General features: G+C 53.5%; 15 protein-coding genes, 2 tRNA genes and 2 rRNA genes. 15 read left to right on the top strand and 4 right to left on the bottom strand.

From position 1 onward, the window contains the following. The 4 genes from JGF26_RS06240 to dkgB all read left to right on the top strand — a co-directional run. Positions 1-79: ribosomal RNA gene (locus JGF26_RS06240) — 23S ribosomal RNA — on the top strand; the annotation flags it as partial. Between the two features lie 69 nt (positions 80-148). Next, positions 149-264, top strand: a 5S ribosomal RNA gene (gene rrf, locus JGF26_RS06235). A gap of 55 nt (positions 265-319) precedes the next feature. Continuing rightward, a tRNA-Asp gene (locus JGF26_RS06230) sits at positions 320-396 on the top strand. A 163-nt stretch (positions 397-559) separates the two neighbouring features. Further along, complete coding sequence (dkgB, locus tag JGF26_RS06225; RefSeq protein ID WP_128348677.1) at positions 560-1,363, top strand: 2,5-didehydrogluconate reductase DkgB; 804 nt, start codon at positions 560-562, stop codon at positions 1,361-1,363. Between the two features lie 31 nt (positions 1,364-1,394). Here the strand turns inward: dkgB and yafC are convergent, their stop codons facing one another. Further along, positions 1,395-2,300, bottom strand: a complete 906-nt coding sequence (yafC, locus tag JGF26_RS06220; protein WP_134707167.1) for a DNA-binding transcriptional regulator YafC — start codon at positions 2,298-2,300, stop codon at positions 1,395-1,397. A 104-nt stretch (positions 2,301-2,404) separates the two neighbouring features. Between yafC and JGF26_RS06215 the strand changes: the two genes are divergently transcribed. The 3 genes from JGF26_RS06215 (at position 2,405) to JGF26_RS06205 (ending at position 5,366) form a co-directional block, all read left to right on the top strand. Continuing rightward, positions 2,405-3,580, top strand: a complete 1,176-nt coding sequence (locus tag JGF26_RS06215; protein WP_028017745.1) for an MFS transporter — start codon at positions 2,405-2,407, stop codon at positions 3,578-3,580. Positions 3,581-3,716: 136 nt separating this feature from the next. Then, entirely contained in the window at positions 3,717-4,517 is an 801-nt protein-coding gene (locus tag JGF26_RS06210; protein WP_028017744.1) for an endonuclease/exonuclease/phosphatase family protein, read from the top strand. A 75-nt stretch (positions 4,518-4,592) separates the two neighbouring features. Beyond that, positions 4,593-5,366, top strand: a complete 774-nt coding sequence (locus JGF26_RS06205) for a class I SAM-dependent methyltransferase (RefSeq protein WP_134707168.1) — start codon at positions 4,593-4,595, stop codon at positions 5,364-5,366. 52 nt (positions 5,367-5,418) lie between these two features. Here the strand turns inward: JGF26_RS06205 and mltD are convergent, their stop codons facing one another. Both mltD and gloB read right to left on the bottom strand, forming a co-directional pair. Beyond that, the gene (gene mltD, locus JGF26_RS06200; RefSeq protein ID WP_028017742.1) at positions 5,419-6,783 is read right to left on the bottom strand and encodes a murein transglycosylase D; all 1,365 of its coding nucleotides are present in this window, start codon (positions 6,781-6,783) and stop codon (positions 5,419-5,421) included. Positions 6,784-6,851: 68 nt separating this feature from the next. After that, positions 6,852-7,610, bottom strand: coding sequence for a hydroxyacylglutathione hydrolase (gene gloB / locus JGF26_RS06195; protein WP_049005846.1), 759 nt, complete (start codon positions 7,608-7,610; stop codon positions 6,852-6,854). Between the two features lie 32 nt (positions 7,611-7,642). Here gloB and JGF26_RS06190 point away from each other — a divergent pair, with 32 nt between their 5' ends. Beyond that, positions 7,643-8,362, top strand: coding sequence for a class I SAM-dependent methyltransferase (locus tag JGF26_RS06190; protein WP_134707169.1), 720 nt, complete (start codon positions 7,643-7,645; stop codon positions 8,360-8,362). Here JGF26_RS06190 and rnhA read toward each other — a convergent pair. After that, positions 8,359-8,859 carry a ribonuclease HI gene (gene rnhA / locus JGF26_RS06185; protein ID WP_229255534.1) on the bottom strand — a complete coding sequence of 167 codons (501 nt, stop codon included), beginning with the start codon at positions 8,857-8,859 and terminating at the stop codon, positions 8,359-8,361. The two genes, JGF26_RS06190 and rnhA, sit on opposite strands and share 4 nt — an antisense overlap. A 31-nt stretch (positions 8,860-8,890) precedes the next feature. On the opposite strand from rnhA, the gene dnaQ reads away from it, so the two are divergent. From dnaQ to JGF26_RS06150, 7 genes are all read left to right on the top strand, one after another. Beyond that, a complete protein-coding gene (gene dnaQ, locus JGF26_RS06180) occupies positions 8,891-9,622 on the top strand; it encodes a DNA polymerase III subunit epsilon (protein WP_075204687.1) in 732 nt (243 codons plus the stop codon). A 131-nt stretch (positions 9,623-9,753) separates the two neighbouring features. After that, positions 9,754-9,830 (top strand) — tRNA-Asp (locus JGF26_RS06175). Between the two features lie 376 nt (positions 9,831-10,206). Next, complete coding sequence (locus JGF26_RS06170; RefSeq protein ID WP_108090747.1) at positions 10,207-10,926, top strand: FCD domain-containing protein; 720 nt, start codon at positions 10,207-10,209, stop codon at positions 10,924-10,926. Continuing rightward, complete coding sequence (locus JGF26_RS06165) at positions 10,923-11,936, top strand: ABC transporter ATP-binding protein (RefSeq protein WP_134707170.1); 1,014 nt, start codon at positions 10,923-10,925, stop codon at positions 11,934-11,936. Before JGF26_RS06170 ends, JGF26_RS06165 begins: the two co-directional genes overlap by 4 nt. Further along, positions 11,933-13,015 (top strand): oligopeptide/dipeptide ABC transporter ATP-binding protein, encoded by a 1,083-nt coding sequence (locus JGF26_RS06160; protein ID WP_134707171.1) that lies wholly within the window; start codon positions 11,933-11,935, stop codon positions 13,013-13,015. Before JGF26_RS06165 ends, JGF26_RS06160 begins: the two co-directional genes overlap by 4 nt. A gap of 2 nt (positions 13,016-13,017) precedes the next feature. After that, positions 13,018-14,532, top strand: coding sequence for an ABC transporter substrate-binding protein (locus JGF26_RS06155; RefSeq protein WP_203250358.1), 1,515 nt, complete (start codon positions 13,018-13,020; stop codon positions 14,530-14,532). 18 nt (positions 14,533-14,550) lie between these two features. Then, positions 14,551-15,492 (top strand): ABC transporter permease, encoded by a 942-nt coding sequence (locus JGF26_RS06150; RefSeq protein WP_049007176.1) that lies wholly within the window; start codon positions 14,551-14,553, stop codon positions 15,490-15,492.

The raw sequence follows: 15,492 nt of genomic DNA, 5'->3' as shown, positions 1-15,492 counted from the left end.
ACGACGTTGATAGGTCGGGTGTGTAAGCGCAGCGATGCGTTGAGCTAACCGATACTAATGAACCGTGAGGCTTAACCTTACAACGCCGAAGCTGTTTCGGCGAAGAGACAGACAATCAAATTTCAGCCTGATACAGATACAGAATTTGCCTGGCGGCTTTAGCGCGGTGGTCCCACCTGACCCCATGCCGAACTCAGAAGTGAAACGCCGTAGCGCCGATGGTAGTGTGGGGTCTCCCCATGTGAGAGTAGGGAACTGCCAGGCATCAAATTAAGTAGTAAGCCGGTGCATAAATCCGGTGGTTACAGCAGTCTTCGGTGGAGCGGTAGTTCAGTCGGTTAGAATACCTGCCTGTCACGCAGGGGGTCGCGGGTTCGAGTCCCGTCCGTTCCGCCACTTATTAAAAGCCCTGAGTTAACGCTCAGGGCTTTTTTATTATCTGTCGTATAATTATTGCTTAATTAGCAAAAATCCTCTGCTTTTTACGCTCTTTTTCTGAATAACGACAATAGCGATAATCTTCCTCAGTTAACGAAAACTATGATTAACGAGGAATTACATGACTATCCCTGCATTTGGTCTGGGCACTTTCCGCCTGAAAGACGACGTTGTTATCGCATCAGTTAAAACCGCACTCGAACTGGGCTATCGTGCAGTTGATACGGCACAGATCTATGAAAACGAAGCTGCCGTTGGACAAGCGCTCGAAGAGAGTGGTGTACCGCGTAATGAACTGTTTATCACCACGAAAATCTGGATTGAAAACCTCAGCAAAGACAAGCTAATCCCCAGCCTGAAAGAGAGTCTGAAAAAACTGCGTACTGATTACGTCGATCTGACTCTGATCCACTGGCCTTCACCGAATGATGCTGTTTCAGTGGAAGAATTCATGCAGGCATTGCTGGAAGCGAAAAAACAGGGTTTAACCCGTGAAATTGGTATTTCTAACTTCACTATTCCGCTGATGGAAAAAGCAATTGCGGCCGTTGGTGCAGAAAATATTGCGACTAACCAGATTGAACTGTCACCTTACCTGCAAAACCGCAAAGTGGCTGACTGGGCAAAACAGCATGGCATTCATATTACATCTTATATGACGCTGGCTTATGGCAAAGCATTGAAAGATGAAGTGATTGCACGCATCGCAGCAAAACATAATGTGACTGCAGCACAGGTCATCCTGGCGTGGGCAATGGGTGAAGGTTATGCCGTTATCCCTTCTTCAACCAAACGTGAAAACCTGGCCAGTAACCTGTTAGCACAGAATCTCCAGCTCGACGACGAAGACAAAAAAGCGATCGCCGCACTGGATTGCAACGATCGCCTGGTCAGCCCGGAAGGATTAGCCCCTCACTGGGATTAAGTTTGACCCCACCCTTTGTATCCTGAAACCCTCACACAGCTCCTTCGGGAGCTGTTTTTATATGCTCGCTCAGGAAGTCGATAAAGGCACGAATGCGCGTACTCACCGCTCTGTCACTGTAATACACCGCACTAAACGGCATTTCGACCGGCAGACGTTTATCTGCCATCAGTTCCACCAGTTCGCCACGCGCAATCTCTTTATCAATCATGTAGTCAGACAGACAGGCGATCCCGTTACCTTCAAGGCACAATTGCTTCAGCGTCTCCCCGCTGTTAGACGACAACCCGCAGGTGATCTCATGTAACTGACCATCAGGGCAGGCGACAGGCCAGGTGTTCAGCGACACAGGTTCCGTAAATCCCAGGCACAGATGCTGCTTTAACTCTTCAACCGTCTCAGGTTTTCCATGCTCTGCAATATACCGCGGTGAGGCGATAATTTTGCGGTAGCTCGCAAACAGTGGGCGGGCGCGCAGGCTTGAATCTGTCAGGGTTCCTGCCCGGATGGCCACATCCACTTTCCGTTCGATAAGATTGATAAACGTCTCTGAGGAGACCAGAGAGAGCGTCATCTCCGGATAGCGTTCGCGGAAAGGTTTGATCAGCGGCATCAGAAAGTGAAGCACAACCGGCGTGGCCGCATCAATGCGCAGCAATCCACGTGGTGTGCTGCGGGTTTCCATAATCTCCGTCTCTGCAGCGGCCATTTCTTGCAGGATGGACTGCACGCGGCGGAAATAGCGCTCTCCTTCTTCCGTCAGGCTGAGCTGCCGCGTCGTACGGTTGAGCAGACTGACTCCAAGCTTCATCTCCAGCTTTTTCACCGAGCGACTGATGGCCGAGTTAGCCTGCCCTAACTGTTCAGCCGCACGGCTAAAACTGCCGCTTTCGACGACGGCGACAAAGATTGTCAGCTCTTCCGACGTTGCTTTCATTGTTGCACCACCTGCAAAATTCAATTGATATTTTGACCATTTTTGTTATTTAAGCACTGGCGCATACTGCCTGTCATCTTAATCCTGAAGAGACGGAGTATTTTATGCCACTGGCGCTACTTGCCCTCACGATCAGTGCCTTTGCAATTGGCACGACCGAATTTGTTATCGTAGGACTGGTTCCTACCATCGCCGACCAGCTTGCGATTTCGCTGCCATCTGCCGGGCTGCTGGTATCTATTTATGCACTGGGTGTTGCTGTCGGTGCGCCTGTATTGACGGCACTCACCGGTCGATTCCCTCGCAAGCAACTGTTGGTGGCACTAATGGTGTTGTTCACAGCGGGTAACGTTCTGGCCTGGCAATCCCCGGATTACACCACACTGGTGATTGCCCGCCTGCTGACCGGCCTTGCTCATGGTGTCTTTTTCTCAATTGGTTCTACCATTGCCACAAGTCTGGTACCCAAAGAGAAAGCGGCATCAGCCATTGCGATTATGTTTGGTGGACTGACTGTCGCGCTTGTTACAGGCGTACCGCTGGGGACATTTATCGGCCAACACTTCGGCTGGCGTGAAACCTTCCTGGCGGTTTCTTTACTGGGTGTGATTGCTCTGGTAGCCAGTTTTCTGTTGGTGCCATCGAATATACCTGGTCGTGCGAGCGCCAGCCTGCGCGATCAGCTAAAGGTTCTGACGCATCCGCGCCTGTTGATCATTTATGCCGTGACCGCACTGGGCTATGGTGGTGTATTCACTGCTTTTACTTTCCTGGCGCCGATGATGCAGGATCTCGCAGGCTTCTCCCCGAATGCGGTGAGCTGGATTTTGCTGGGCTACGGCATCTCCGTCGCAATAGGTAATATCTGGGGCGGCAAACTAGCAGACAAACATGGTGCGGTTCCCGCTCTCAAATTCATCTTTGCAGCATTGGTTGTTTTGCTGCTGGTGTTCCAGTTCACAGCATCAATGCAATACGCCGCACTGGCCACTGTCCTGGTCATGGGGATCTTTGCCTTCGGTAACGTGCCGGGCCTTCAGGTTTATGTGGTACAGAAAGCAGAACTGTATACGCCCAACGCGGTGGATGTGGCATCCGGCCTGAACATTGCCGCTTTTAATATCGGCATTGCTATTGGCTCCATTGTGGGTGGGCAGACGGTTGAACATTTTGGACTGGCGCAAACGCCATGGATTGGTGCTGCGATCGTGCTTGTAGCCTTCCTGTTGATTGGCCTGAGTGGACGCCTTGATAGACCAACTCGGGTAGCACTGGGGTAACATCAGTAAGTGCTTGCTTACAAAACTGGAAAGCGGTTTCTCAGAAATTGCGTTGAAAGTGTAACCTAAAGTCCCTATAACATTAGAACCAGTCCGTTTTCAGGGCTGGTTCATGTTACAGAGGCTGTTTCCAAAAGTGCGAAAAAATACCTATGCCATGCGTTATGTTGCCGGAATGCCAGCGGAGAGGATCTTGCCTCCGGGGTCGTTTGCGAGCATAAGCCAGGCATTACCCGCCGGTACACCGTTAAGCAGCGATGAGAAAATCCGTGTACTGGTGTGGAATATCTTTAAGCAGCAGCGTGCGGAATGGTTATCGGTACTCAAGAATTTTGGAAAAGATGCCCATCTGGTTCTGCTCCAGGAGGCGCAAACCACCCCTGAGCTGGTGCGGTTTGCCACCACGAACTATCTTGCCGCCGATCAGGTTCCCGCGTTTGTCCTGCCGCAACATCCCTCAGGTGTGATGACACTCTCTTCAGCGCATCCGGTCTATTGCTGTCCTCTGCGCGAACGTGAGCCTATCCTGCGTCTGGCGAAATCGGCGCTGGTCACGGTCTACCCGTTGCCGGACACCCGAATGTTGATGGTCGTGAATATCCATGCGGTAAACTTCAGCCTGGGCGTGGATGTCTACAGTAAGCAGTTACTTCCAATTGGCGATCAGATTGCCCATCACAGCGGCCCCATCATTATGGCAGGCGATTTCAATGCCTGGAGCCGTCCGCGCATGAATGCCTTGTATCGCTTTGCGCGCGAGATGTCGTTGCGTGAAGTTCGTTTTAGCGATGACCAACGCAAGAAAGCCTTTGGTCGTCCTCTCGATTTTGTCTTCTATCGCGGTTTGAGCGTGCATGACGCCTCCGTTCTGGTGACGCGCGCCTCCGATCACAATCCTCTACTAGTGGAATTCAGTCCCGGCAAACCTGATAAATAATGGTGTGTCAGGTCTGCCGTTGGGCAGGCCTGTTCGGGTGCTGCCCTTTATTTTTTACCAACAAAGGACAGTACGATGACAACAACACACTCCCATCATGACAACGTAGAAAAACAGTTTGGCTCTCAGGCAAATGCGTATCTGAGCAGCGCCGTACATGCTTCCGGCCGCGCTCTGGTGCGTCTCGGTGAACGTCTGGCTGCGTTCCCGCAGGCACACGTACTGGATTTAGGCTGCGGGGCAGGGCATGCCAGCTTTACGGCTGCACAACAGGTCGCGCACGTTACTGCGTATGACTTATCCAGCCAGATGCTGGCGGTGGTTGCCGAGGCGGCGAAAGCGAAGGGGCTGGAAAACATTGATACGCGCCAGGGCTATGCCGAATCTTTACCTTTTGAAGATGCTTCGTTTGAGGTGGTTATCAGCCGTTATTCCGCACATCACTGGCATGATGTTGGCCAGGCATTACGTGAAGTAAAACGTGTCCTGAAGCCGGGTGGTGTTCTTATCATTATGGATGTGATGTCTCCGGGACACCCGGTGCGCAATATCTGGCTGCAGACGGTGGAAGCACTGCGCGATACCTCGCATGTGCAAAACTACTCCAGTGGAGAGTGGTTATCGCTCATTACCGAGGCGGGATTGATTTCGCGCTCATTAATAACCGATCGCTTACCGCTGGAATTCAGCTCATGGATCGCCCGTATGCGCACTCCGGAGGCATTAAGTCACGCTATTCGGCTGTATCAGCAGAGTGCGTCCGCAGAGGTGAAGGCTTACTTTGAATTACAGGAGGATGGTTCGTTTACCAGCGATACCATCATGGCTGAAGCGCAAAAAGCGGGATAAACAAAAAAGGCACCGAGGGGAATCGGTGCCTTTTTATCTTTCCATCGTGTTCTCAGGAGTCTGGCGTGGCGCTGTTCTTCACAAACAGCGTCAACTGGTCGCCTGGTTTCAGATTGTCAGTATCATTATTCCAGCGCATCACATCTTTGATGTTCACGCCGTGGCGTTTTGCGATACTGGACAGGGAATCGCCTTTACGCACGCGATAGGTGATGCTATCGCTGTTGCTGGCGAGACGCTGTGCGCTGCTACCTGCACCCACCGTCAGAGTTTGACCCACTTTAAGGCCTGAACTGCGCAGGTTATTCCACTGCTGCAGATCGCTTGCTGTCACGCCAAGACGTGATGCAATACCCGAAAGCGTATCACCTGAACGAACCTTATAACTGCGGCTGTTGACTGATGAAGCGTCCGCGATCAGCGTTGACTGAACGGCGGCGATTTCACCAGAAGCTAAAGACTCACGTAGCTGTTCAGCATGTTTCTGCGGAACCATTACGTACTGCGGGCCACTTGCCCCCAGCGTTGAGCCTTTAACGCCAGCATTAAAGGTTTTCAATTTACTTACCGACATACCCGTCATATCTGCAACCTGTTGAATATCAACTGGATTGCTGAGGCGAACGCGCGCCAGTGCACGACTTTCGTCTGGTGTTGGCAGTTGTACACCGTAACGCTTGCTGTTCTTGAGAATATCGCTCAATGCCAGCATCTTCGGTACGTAAATCTTTGTTTCCTGTGGCAGTGAGAGCGACCAAAAATCGGTGGATTTACCCCGTGCTTTATTCGCTTTCATTGCCTTCAGTACACGACCTTCGCCGCTATTGTACGCTGCGACCGTTAACAGCCAGTCGCCATCAAACATCTTGTTCAGACGTTGCATCATGTCGAGAGCGGCTGTCGTTGAAGCGACAACATCACGACGCGCATCATAGCTGCGAGTCTGTTTCAGACCATAGTTTCGCCCGGTGCTCGGAATGATCTGCCAAATGCCTGCGGCATTGGCGCCAGACGTTGCGTGTGGGTCAAAAGCGCTCTCCACTATGGGTAGGAGTACCAGCTCCATAGGCATGTTGCGTTTCTTAACTTGCCCGGCTATCCAGTACATATACGGCTCTGCCCGTAACGTTACATCGTGGAGATAGCTCTTATTTCTTAAGTACTTCTGTTTCTGTTCGCGAATCCGGCTGTTTTCCGGAATTCCCATCTTTAGCTCGTCGCCAATAGAGGTCCACAAGTCTTGATCCTGCGCGAATGATGTTCCATCGTCCATCCATCGCGCCGAACTTGCAAACTTCCCTGCTTCCCCTTGACCAGCTGCAGAAAGGCTCTGTGCGTGCTGTTGTACGTTGCTGCCGTTCTGCGACTGGCAACCTACAAGCAGGACAGAGGCGAGTAATATCGCTTTTGCCTTCATGTGTGTGTCAATAGTTGCTTAAAAGACGAGCGATGATAACGGCGAAATTTTGAAAAGGCAACCCGCAATTATCTGAAGTTATCTTTCTTTGACCTTAACCATGCAAAACGCTGCTCTGGTTGTTGCAAATTTGTTTCTTGGTTAATTTTGTTAATTAAATCAATATCATCTGTTCGTAAAAATAAATTAATCTTGCGCTCATTTTTCAGAATTACGGGGAGTGTGTTTTGGTTTTTTGCACGTAACTCCTTCACTTTGTGATAATAATCCTGGATCGCGCGATCCTCGGGTAAGAGGTTAACGGAAAACTTCATATTTCCTAATGTATATTCATGTGCGCAACAAATAAGCGTGTCATCGGGTAGGGCATTAATTTTCTGTAAGGACTGATACATCTGGGTTGCTGTGCCTTCGAAAAGTCTTCCACAGCCTCCAGAGAACAGTGTGTCGCCACAAAAAAGATAAGGTTTGCTGTAGAAACACAGATGTCCCAAAGTGTGACCTGGTGTGGCAAATACGGAAAATTCCCACTGGTGTATGAGGATCTTTTCGCCTTCCTGGACTATCCGGGTTGTTCCCTTATCTTGTGTCTCTGCCGGTCCGTAAACCACCAGATGGGGAAAATGGGCCCGCAGCTCGGGAACGCCGCCAGTGTGATCGTGATGATGATGCGTCAAGAGAATGGCTTCTGGCTGCCAGTCATTCTCTTTTATTGCACGTAATACAGGGGCGGCTTCTCCGGGATCAACAATGACGCATCGACGATCATCGTCAACCAAAACCCAGATGTAATTGTCCTCAAAAGCAGGAATACTGATAAGATTCATACATTACCTCTAATAACGTGGCAGGTGTTTTGATGAAACCGGCAAGGATACCTCAGACTGTCGCAGCACCGGAGCGTTGGGCGGAATTGCCCTGGGGTGAATACTATCGCGAGACCTTAGAGCAACAACTGAAGCCCTGGCTTGCGAAAATGTATGGCTTTCACCTGCTTAAGATTGGCAATCTCAGCGCGGAAATCAATACCGAAAGCTGCGCTATCTCACATCAGGTCAATGTCTCGCTCGGCGGATCGCCGGTTCAGGTGAAAGCAGACCCATTGCATCTGCCATTTGCGGAAAAGTCCGTTGATGCGTGTTTGCTTGCCCATACACTGCCCTGGTGTAGCGATCCCCATCGCTTGCTGCGTGAAGCCGACCGTGTTCTGATTGATGATGGCTGGCTGGTACTCAGCGGGTTTAATCCTCTGAGTTTGATGGGCCTGCGCAAGCTGGTACCCGTGTTACGCAGAACTCCACCTTATAACAGCCGGATGTTCACGATGATGCGCCAGCTCGACTGGCTTTCACTGCTAAACTTTGAGGTGCTCTGCTACGGCGGTTTTCAGGTGCTCCCCTGGGCGCGGCAGGGAGGTGTACTGTTGAGCACGCATTTGCCCGCTTTAGGCTGCATGCAGTTCATCGTTGCACGTAAGCGCACTATCCCTCTTACGCTTAATCCAATGAAGCAGAGCAAAACGAAAACGCATATCCGTCAAACTGTTGGTGCAACGCGGCAATACAAAAAAACCGATTAAACGTCGGGCTGATAGCCCGCATCTTCATGTGCGGGATTGGATGCCGCAGCACGCGCCAGTTCGTCGCAGCGTTCGTTTTCCGGGTGACCGGCGTGGCCTTTAACCCATTCCCATTTAATCTCGTGCTGGCCCAGCGCCGCATCAAGACGTTTCCAGAGATCGACGTTCTTGACCGGCTTCTTATCAGCGGTCTTCCAGCCGCGTTTTTTCCAGTTATGGATCCACTGGGTTATCCCCTGACGTACGTACTGGCTATCGGTGCTTAACACCACGTCACAATGCTCTTTTAACGCCTCCAGTGCCACTATGGCCGCCATCAATTCCATTCGGTTGTTGGTGGTCAGAAAATAGCCTTCGCTAAAAGTTTTTTCGTGCTGGCGATAGCGCATAATCGCGCCATAGCCGCCAGGCCCTGGGTTGCCGAGACAAGATCCATCGGTGAAAATTTCTACCTGTTTACGCATCTCTGGTAGACTTCCTGTAATTGAAACGTTCAGTTAAACGATAAGTCTGACATAAATGACCGCTATGAGCACTGCAATTACTCGCCAGATTGTCCTCGATACCGAAACCACCGGTATGAACCAGATCGGCGCGCACTACGAAGGGCACAAGATTATCGAGATCGGTGCCGTTGAAGTGGTGAACCGTCGTCTTACGGGGAACAACTTCCACGTCTACCTCAAACCCGATCGGCTGGTAGATCCCGAAGCGTTCGGCGTTCACGGTATTGCCGATGAGTTCTTGCTGGATAAGCCGACTTTTGCGGATGTCGCTGACGAGTTCCTGGAATACATCAGGGGCGCAGAGCTTGTCATCCATAACGCCTCGTTCGATATCGGCTTTATGGATTATGAATTCAGCAAGCTTAATCGTGATATCCCGAAGACAAACACCTTCTGTAAGGTAACAGACAGCCTGGCGCTGGCGAGGAAAATGTTCCCCGGCAAGCGTAACAGCCTTGATGCGCTCTGTTCCCGCTACGAAATAGACAATACCAAGCGAACGCTGCACGGGGCATTACTCGATGCCCAGATCCTGGCCGATGTCTATCTGACGATGACCGGTGGACAGACGTCAATGAAGTTCAGCATGGAAAATGAATCTCAGCAGACGCAGGGCGAGGCGGGAATTCAGCGTGTTGTCCGCCAGGCAAGTCGGTTGCGGGTTGTTTTAGCAAGTGATGAAGAGCTTCTTAATCACGAATCCCGACTCGATCTGGTGCTGAAGAAAGGTGGAAGTTGTATGTGGCGCGCCTGAAAAGCGCCGGAATGCTTGTAAAAACATCGTTTGGGCGATTTTTGCAGCAAACGATTCAAAACGTGAGAAAAAGCGTTGACGAGATCAGAGGCACACCGTAATATGCGCCTCGTTCCCCAAACGGGAACAGTGGAGCGGTAGTTCAGTCGGTTAGAATACCTGCCTGTCACGCAGGGGGTCGCGGGTTCGAGTCCCGTCCGTTCCGCCACTATTCAGAAGGCCTGAATCAGAAATGATTCAGGCCTTCGTCGTTTCCACTTTCCGAATTACCCTTCCTTCTGTTATTAACAAGAAGTTAATTTTAGCGGTGCAATTAATTAACATATGCACAACATTAGTGCGTTATTTGCACTGATGCTGTGCATTTAGCCTCCCGTCGTCTCTTCTGGCGTCTGTCGGAATGTGTCACTTTGTAAATATAAATCACGAAAAATCATCCTCTTATCACTCGCTTTCCAAAAAACACCTGAACCAATTGAATATTGGTTTGGTTATTGCTTAATCATTAGCACGATAAGCTTCATTTCATATCAATAACTTATCGTTAATAAAAATAAAGTAATGATGAAAGCGAGCGAACCAATATGGAAAAACCGTCACGGTTTCTGGCAAATTCCAGCACCGCGCTTGAACAACTGCGCGGGTTAATCAACCAGCACGAGTCAACACCAGGCACTCCGCTGCCCACAGAACGTGAGCTATCGGAAACTCTCGGCGTAGGACGACGTGAAGTGCGTCGTGCGCTGGATGTGCTGGAAGAAGAGGGGCGCATCTGGCGTAAACAGGGCAAAGGGACTTTTATCGGTCCGGCTGCCCCGGTTGAACCGCTGGCCCTTCAGGGATTGGTTCAGCAAACCAACCTTCTGGAAGTGATGGAAGCTCGTCTGCAGCTCGAACCCGGCTTAGCCCGGCTTGCGGCACTGCGTGCCACCAGGGAAAACCTCGCGCTGATGCAGCGCATGCTGGAACGCATTGATAAGGTCAGCCCGGATGACCGCGATCTCAACGAACTGTGGGACAGCGCCTTTCACCGGGCGATTGCGGAAGCTGCGGGTAATCGCCTGATGCTCGGCCTGTTTGATGCCATTGATGCCGTCAGACGTGAACCGGGCTGGCAGCATCTGCGCGAATTAGCCCGCACCCCCGAACGCGTCGATAGCTACAACGACCACCATCACAAGATCATGTCTGCGATTATCCATCGCCAGCCTAATGAGGCCGCGGCCGCCATGCGCGAACACCTGCTCAGCCTGCAAACCGCCCTGATCCACGCTATCCACCTTGAGGACGACTTCACGCTATGACGACGATCCCGTTTAAGGACACTGCGCCTGTACTGAACCTGCATAATCTCAACGTTAAATTCGCCGGCTCGCCTGTGAGCGTCCTTGATGGTATTTCACTGATAATTAAAGCGGGCGAAACGCTGGCGCTGGTGGGAGAGTCTGGATGCGGAAAAAGTATCACCTCACTGGCGTTAATGGGGTTACTGCCCGCCAGCGCGCAGATCGTCAGCGGGGAGATGCAGTTTCGCCGTCACAATCTCCGCAAGCTTTCGCCTCGGGAATACACTGACCTGCGTGGCAGCGAACTGGCGATGATTTTCCAGGAGCCGATGACCTCGCTCAATCCGGCGTTTACGCTGGGGGACCAGCTTAGCGAAGCGGTCATGCGACACCAGAGTGTCTCGCGCGCAGAGGCGATGAATGTCGCGCTGCAGATCCTCGAGAAGGTACAGATCCCGGCGGCAGAGATGCGCCTGAAAGCATATCCCCACCAGCTTTCCGGCGGAATGCGCCAGCGCGTGATGATTGCGATGGCGCTGATTAACCACCCGAAACTGCTGATTGCCGATGAACCGACCACAGCCCTTGACGTGACGATCCAGGCGCAAATTCTCACCTTGCTGAACACCCTCAAAGAAGAGACCGGCACGGCGGTCCTGATGATCACTCACGATTTAGGTGTGGTGGCAGAAGTCGCCCAGCAGGTGGCGGTGATGTATGCCGGTCAGGTGGTAGAGCAGGGGAGCGTTGAGGCCATCTTTGCCGATCCGCAGCATCCGTACACTATCGGCCTGATGGGGTCGATTCCTTCTCTTGGGGCACGTAAGGGGCAGCTCTCCACCATTCCAGGCTCGGTGCCACTGCCAGAATTTATGCCGAAAGGCTGCCGTTTCGCTACCCGTTGCCCGTTTGCGCAGTCACGCTGCCATGATGAAAAACCTTCGCTCAATACGCTCGGCGCGGGTCATCAGGTTGCCTGCTTCCGCGTGCCGCTGGAGCAACACATTGCCCTGGGAGAAATTGCATGACTACGCCCATTCTTGAAGCCCGTGACTTGAGCAAGCTCTTCCCCGGCCCGAAAAAACTGTTTACCCCGGCGAAGTTTGTCACGGCAGTCGATCGCGTTTCACTTTCCGTTATGCCGGGGGAAACGCTGGCGATTGTGGGTGAGTCTGGTTCCGGTAAATCTACACTCGGTCGTCTGCTGCTGCGTTTGCTGGCCGCCAGTGAAGGGCGTGTGTTTTACCAGGGGGAGGAGATCACGCATGCCTCGGGTGCTCGTCTGAATCAGCTCCGGCGCGAGCTGCAGATTATCTTTCAGGATCCCTTCGCCTCGCTGAACCCGCGCATGACGGTGGAGCAGATCGTCGGTGAACCGCTGTGGCTGCACCAGAACATGAAGAAAGCGGACCGTCAGTACCGCGTCGCGGAGCTTCTTAAAACCGTAGGTTTGCCTGCCGCCTGGGCTGGGCGCTATCCGCACGAGTTTTCCGGCGGGCAGCGCCAGCGTATCGGCATTGCGCGCGCGCTGGCCTCGGGACCGAAGCTGCTGCTGGGTGATGAGCCGGTATCCGCGCTGGATGTGTCCGTTCAGGCGCAGGTGGTGAACCTGCTGGAAAGCCTGAAGCACCAGCTGGGGCTGACGATGGTGATTGTCGCCCACGGCCTGGCCGTTATCCGCCACATGAGCGACCGCGTGGCGGTGATGTATCTTGGGCAAATCGTTGAGCTTGCGACTGTTGACGAAATTTTTGATGCGCCGCTACACCCCTATACCCAGGCACTTATCGCCTCTGCGCCGCAGATGCAGCCAGGCGTTGAACGTGACGCGCCGCTTCTGCAGGGGGACTTACCGAACCCGTCCAGCCCACCATCTGGTTGCCGGTTCCACACCCGTTGCCCGTACGTCACCGACGAATGCCGCCAGGTTGAACCGATAAATCAGGTACTGGACGGTGGACGTCAGGTGGCCTGCCATCGCTGGCAGGACATTAATCGCGATCGCAGCGTTATCCAGATTGCTCCGCCATCTACTGCCTTTCTGCGCCGCCGCGCGCTGTTTGAACACGCGGCATCTCACTCCTCCCTTCCTTCAAGGAACTCATGATAATGACAATGCGTAATTCTCTTTTGACCGTACTGGGAAGTGTCATGTTGCTCGGCGCGGCGCTGCCCGCCCATTCTGAAAGCGTGCTGCGAATTGGTCTGGGCGCTGACCCGGACATGCTCGACCCGCATCTGGCGCGCACCTACTATGGCCGCTTCGTGTTTGCCTCCCTGTGCGACAGGCTGGTGGATGTGGATGAAAATCTGAAGGTTATCCCCGGTCTGGCGAAAGACTGGGCCTGGAGCGACGACGGTAAAACCCTCACCCTGAATTTGCGCGAGGGCGTCACCTTCCACGACGGTGAGAAATTCGATGCTGCCGCCGCAAAATACAACCTCGACCGTGCCCTGACCTTAAAAGGCTCCCTGCGTAAAAGCGAGATTTCCTCCGTGGAGTCCGTTGAAGTCACTGGCCCGATGCAGATTGCCCTGCACCTGAAAACGCCTGACGCCGCGCTGCTGATGCAACTCACCGACCGCGCGGGCGCGATGATGGCACCCGAAGCGGCAAAAAAACCGGATTTTGCCGCGCATCCCGTCTGTTCCGGTCCGTATAAATTCGACAGCCGCGTGTCGCAGGACCGCATCGTCCTGACGCGTTTCGACAACTACTGGAACAAAGACGCCTACCACTTCGACAAAATTATCTATCTGCCGATCCCGGATGCCTCCGTGCGCCTCGCGAACCTGCGCGCGGGCGATCTCGACCTGACTGAAGGCATCGCCGCCAGCGACGTGAAGACTGTGGAAGCTGACAGCAAGCTGGCGCTGGCGAAGGTCACCGGTCTGGGTTATCAGGGCATTACCTTCAACATTAATAACGGGAAGGTGCCAGCGAACGATCCGTTCAAGGACGCCCGCGTGCGTGAGGCGTTTTCTCAGGCAATTGACCGCGATGCACTAAACCAGGTGGTCTTTGAAGGGCTGTATTCGCCAGCCAACCAGGCGTTTTCAACGGTGAGCCCGTATCACGTCAACCTGCCGGTACCACCGCGCGATGTCGACAAAGCCAAAGCGCTGCTGAAAGCGGCAGGCGTCGCCACGCCGCTGACCGTCAACCTGCTGGTGCCGAACAACCCAACATCGCAGCAGGTCGGTCAGGTGCTGCAGGCGATGGTCGCTGAGGCGGGCTTTAACCTGAACCTGCAGATGACTGAATTCGCCACGCTGCTGGATCGCCAGCAGAGCGGTGACTATCAGCTGAGCTTCTCCGGCTGGTCTGGTCGTCCCGATCCGGATGGCAGCATCTTTGGCTTCATTAACAGCAAAGGCACTTTAAACGACGGCCGTTACAGTAATGCTCAGGTAGATGAATGGTTGACTCAGGCGCGTCAGAGCACCGATCAGGCCGCACGCCAGCCGTTGTACGAGAAAGTGGTGAAGCAACTGCAAACCGATATGCCGATTGCCTACCTCTACTTCGAGCCGCGCATTTTTGGCCTGAACAAAAGCGTGCAGGGCTTTAAGCCGTACCCGGACGGCATCGTGCGTCTGGCCGGTTTGACGCTGGCGAAATAAACGTCCTGAGGAGAACCCATGCTGGAACTGATTTGCAAACGTCTGCTGCTGGCTATACCAACCCTGCTGCTGGTGAGCATGATGGTCTTCGGGCTACAAAAGCTGCTGCCCGGCGACCCGCTGATTGCCATGGCCGGCGAGGAGCGCGACCCGGCGGTCATCGCCCAGCTGCGTGCGGAGCTGAACCTCGATGCGCCAGTCCCCGTGCAGTATTTTAACTGGCTGACGCGTGCACTGCAGGGCGATCTGGGCGTCTCCTTACGCACGCACGAGCCGGTGACGCAGCTAATTGCCAGCAAGTTGCCGGTGACGCTGGAGTTGTCGCTGCTGGCGATGCTCATTGCGCTGGTGTTTGGCATCAGCATGGGGATCCTTGCGGCGGTGAACAAAAACAGCTGGGTCGATCACGGGGCGAACTTTGTGGCGATCTCGGGGATCTCGATCCCGCACTTCTGGCTGGGGATCCTGCTGATTCTGGTCTTCTCGGTAAACCTGCAGTGGCTACCCGCGTCCGGCTACGTGCCGTTCAGTGAAGATCCGCTTCAGAACCTGCGCACGCTGCTACTGCCCGCGTCCGTGCTCGGAACCGGCCTGGCGGCGACGCTGATGCGCCACACCCGCGCCTCGATGATTGCGGTCCTGAAAGCAGATTACATCCGTACCGCACGGGCTAAGGGGCTGCTGCCTAAGGCGGTGATCCTGAAGCACGCGTTTCGCAACGCGCTGGTGCCGGTAATTACCCTCACCACGCTGCTGTTCGGCGAGCTGCTGGGCGGCGCGGTGCTGACCGAGCAGGTCTTCACCATTCCGGGCTTCGGCAAGATGATCGTCGACTCGGTATTTAACCGTGACTATGCGGTGGTGCAGGGCGTGGTGCTGATCGTGGCGATTGGCTTCCTGATGCTCAACCTGCTGGCCGACGTGCTCTACGTTCTTATCAACCCGAAAATGCGAGGTTAA

It is taken from the genome of Enterobacter sp. E1, from assembly GCF_016809815.1.
Taxonomy (GTDB): domain Bacteria; phylum Pseudomonadota; class Gammaproteobacteria; order Enterobacterales; family Enterobacteriaceae; genus Enterobacter; species Enterobacter adelaidei.
This window is presented reverse-complemented; position numbering and strand designations above follow the sequence as displayed.

Bases quoted from the DNA above. Each gene is read 5' to 3' on its own strand.
- dkgB (WP_128348677.1), top strand. From the start codon at position 560: ATGACTATCCCTGCATTTGGTCTGGGCACTTTCCGCCTGAAAGACGAC.
- yafC (WP_134707167.1), bottom strand. From the start codon at position 2,300: ATGAAAGCAACGTCGGAAGAGCTGACAATCTTTGTCGCCGTCGTCGAA.
- JGF26_RS06215 (WP_028017745.1), top strand. From the start codon at position 2,405: ATGCCACTGGCGCTACTTGCCCTCACGATCAGTGCCTTTGCAATTGGC.
- JGF26_RS06205 (WP_134707168.1), top strand. From the start codon at position 4,593: ATGACAACAACACACTCCCATCATGACAACGTAGAAAAACAGTTTGGC.
- mltD (WP_028017742.1), bottom strand. From the start codon at position 6,783: ATGAAGGCAAAAGCGATATTACTCGCCTCTGTCCTGCTTGTAGGTTGC.
- gloB (WP_049005846.1), bottom strand. From the start codon at position 7,610: ATGAATCTTATCAGTATTCCTGCTTTTGAGGACAATTACATCTGGGTT.
- JGF26_RS06190 (WP_134707169.1), top strand. From the start codon at position 7,643: ATGAAACCGGCAAGGATACCTCAGACTGTCGCAGCACCGGAGCGTTGG.
- dnaQ (WP_075204687.1), top strand. From the start codon at position 8,891: ATGAGCACTGCAATTACTCGCCAGATTGTCCTCGATACCGAAACCACC.
- JGF26_RS06170 (WP_108090747.1), top strand. From the start codon at position 10,207: ATGGAAAAACCGTCACGGTTTCTGGCAAATTCCAGCACCGCGCTTGAA.
- JGF26_RS06165 (WP_134707170.1), top strand. From the start codon at position 10,923: ATGACGACGATCCCGTTTAAGGACACTGCGCCTGTACTGAACCTGCAT.
- JGF26_RS06160 (WP_134707171.1), top strand. From the start codon at position 11,933: ATGACTACGCCCATTCTTGAAGCCCGTGACTTGAGCAAGCTCTTCCCC.
- JGF26_RS06155 (WP_203250358.1), top strand. From the start codon at position 13,018: ATGACAATGCGTAATTCTCTTTTGACCGTACTGGGAAGTGTCATGTTG.
- JGF26_RS06150 (WP_049007176.1), top strand. From the start codon at position 14,551: ATGCTGGAACTGATTTGCAAACGTCTGCTGCTGGCTATACCAACCCTG.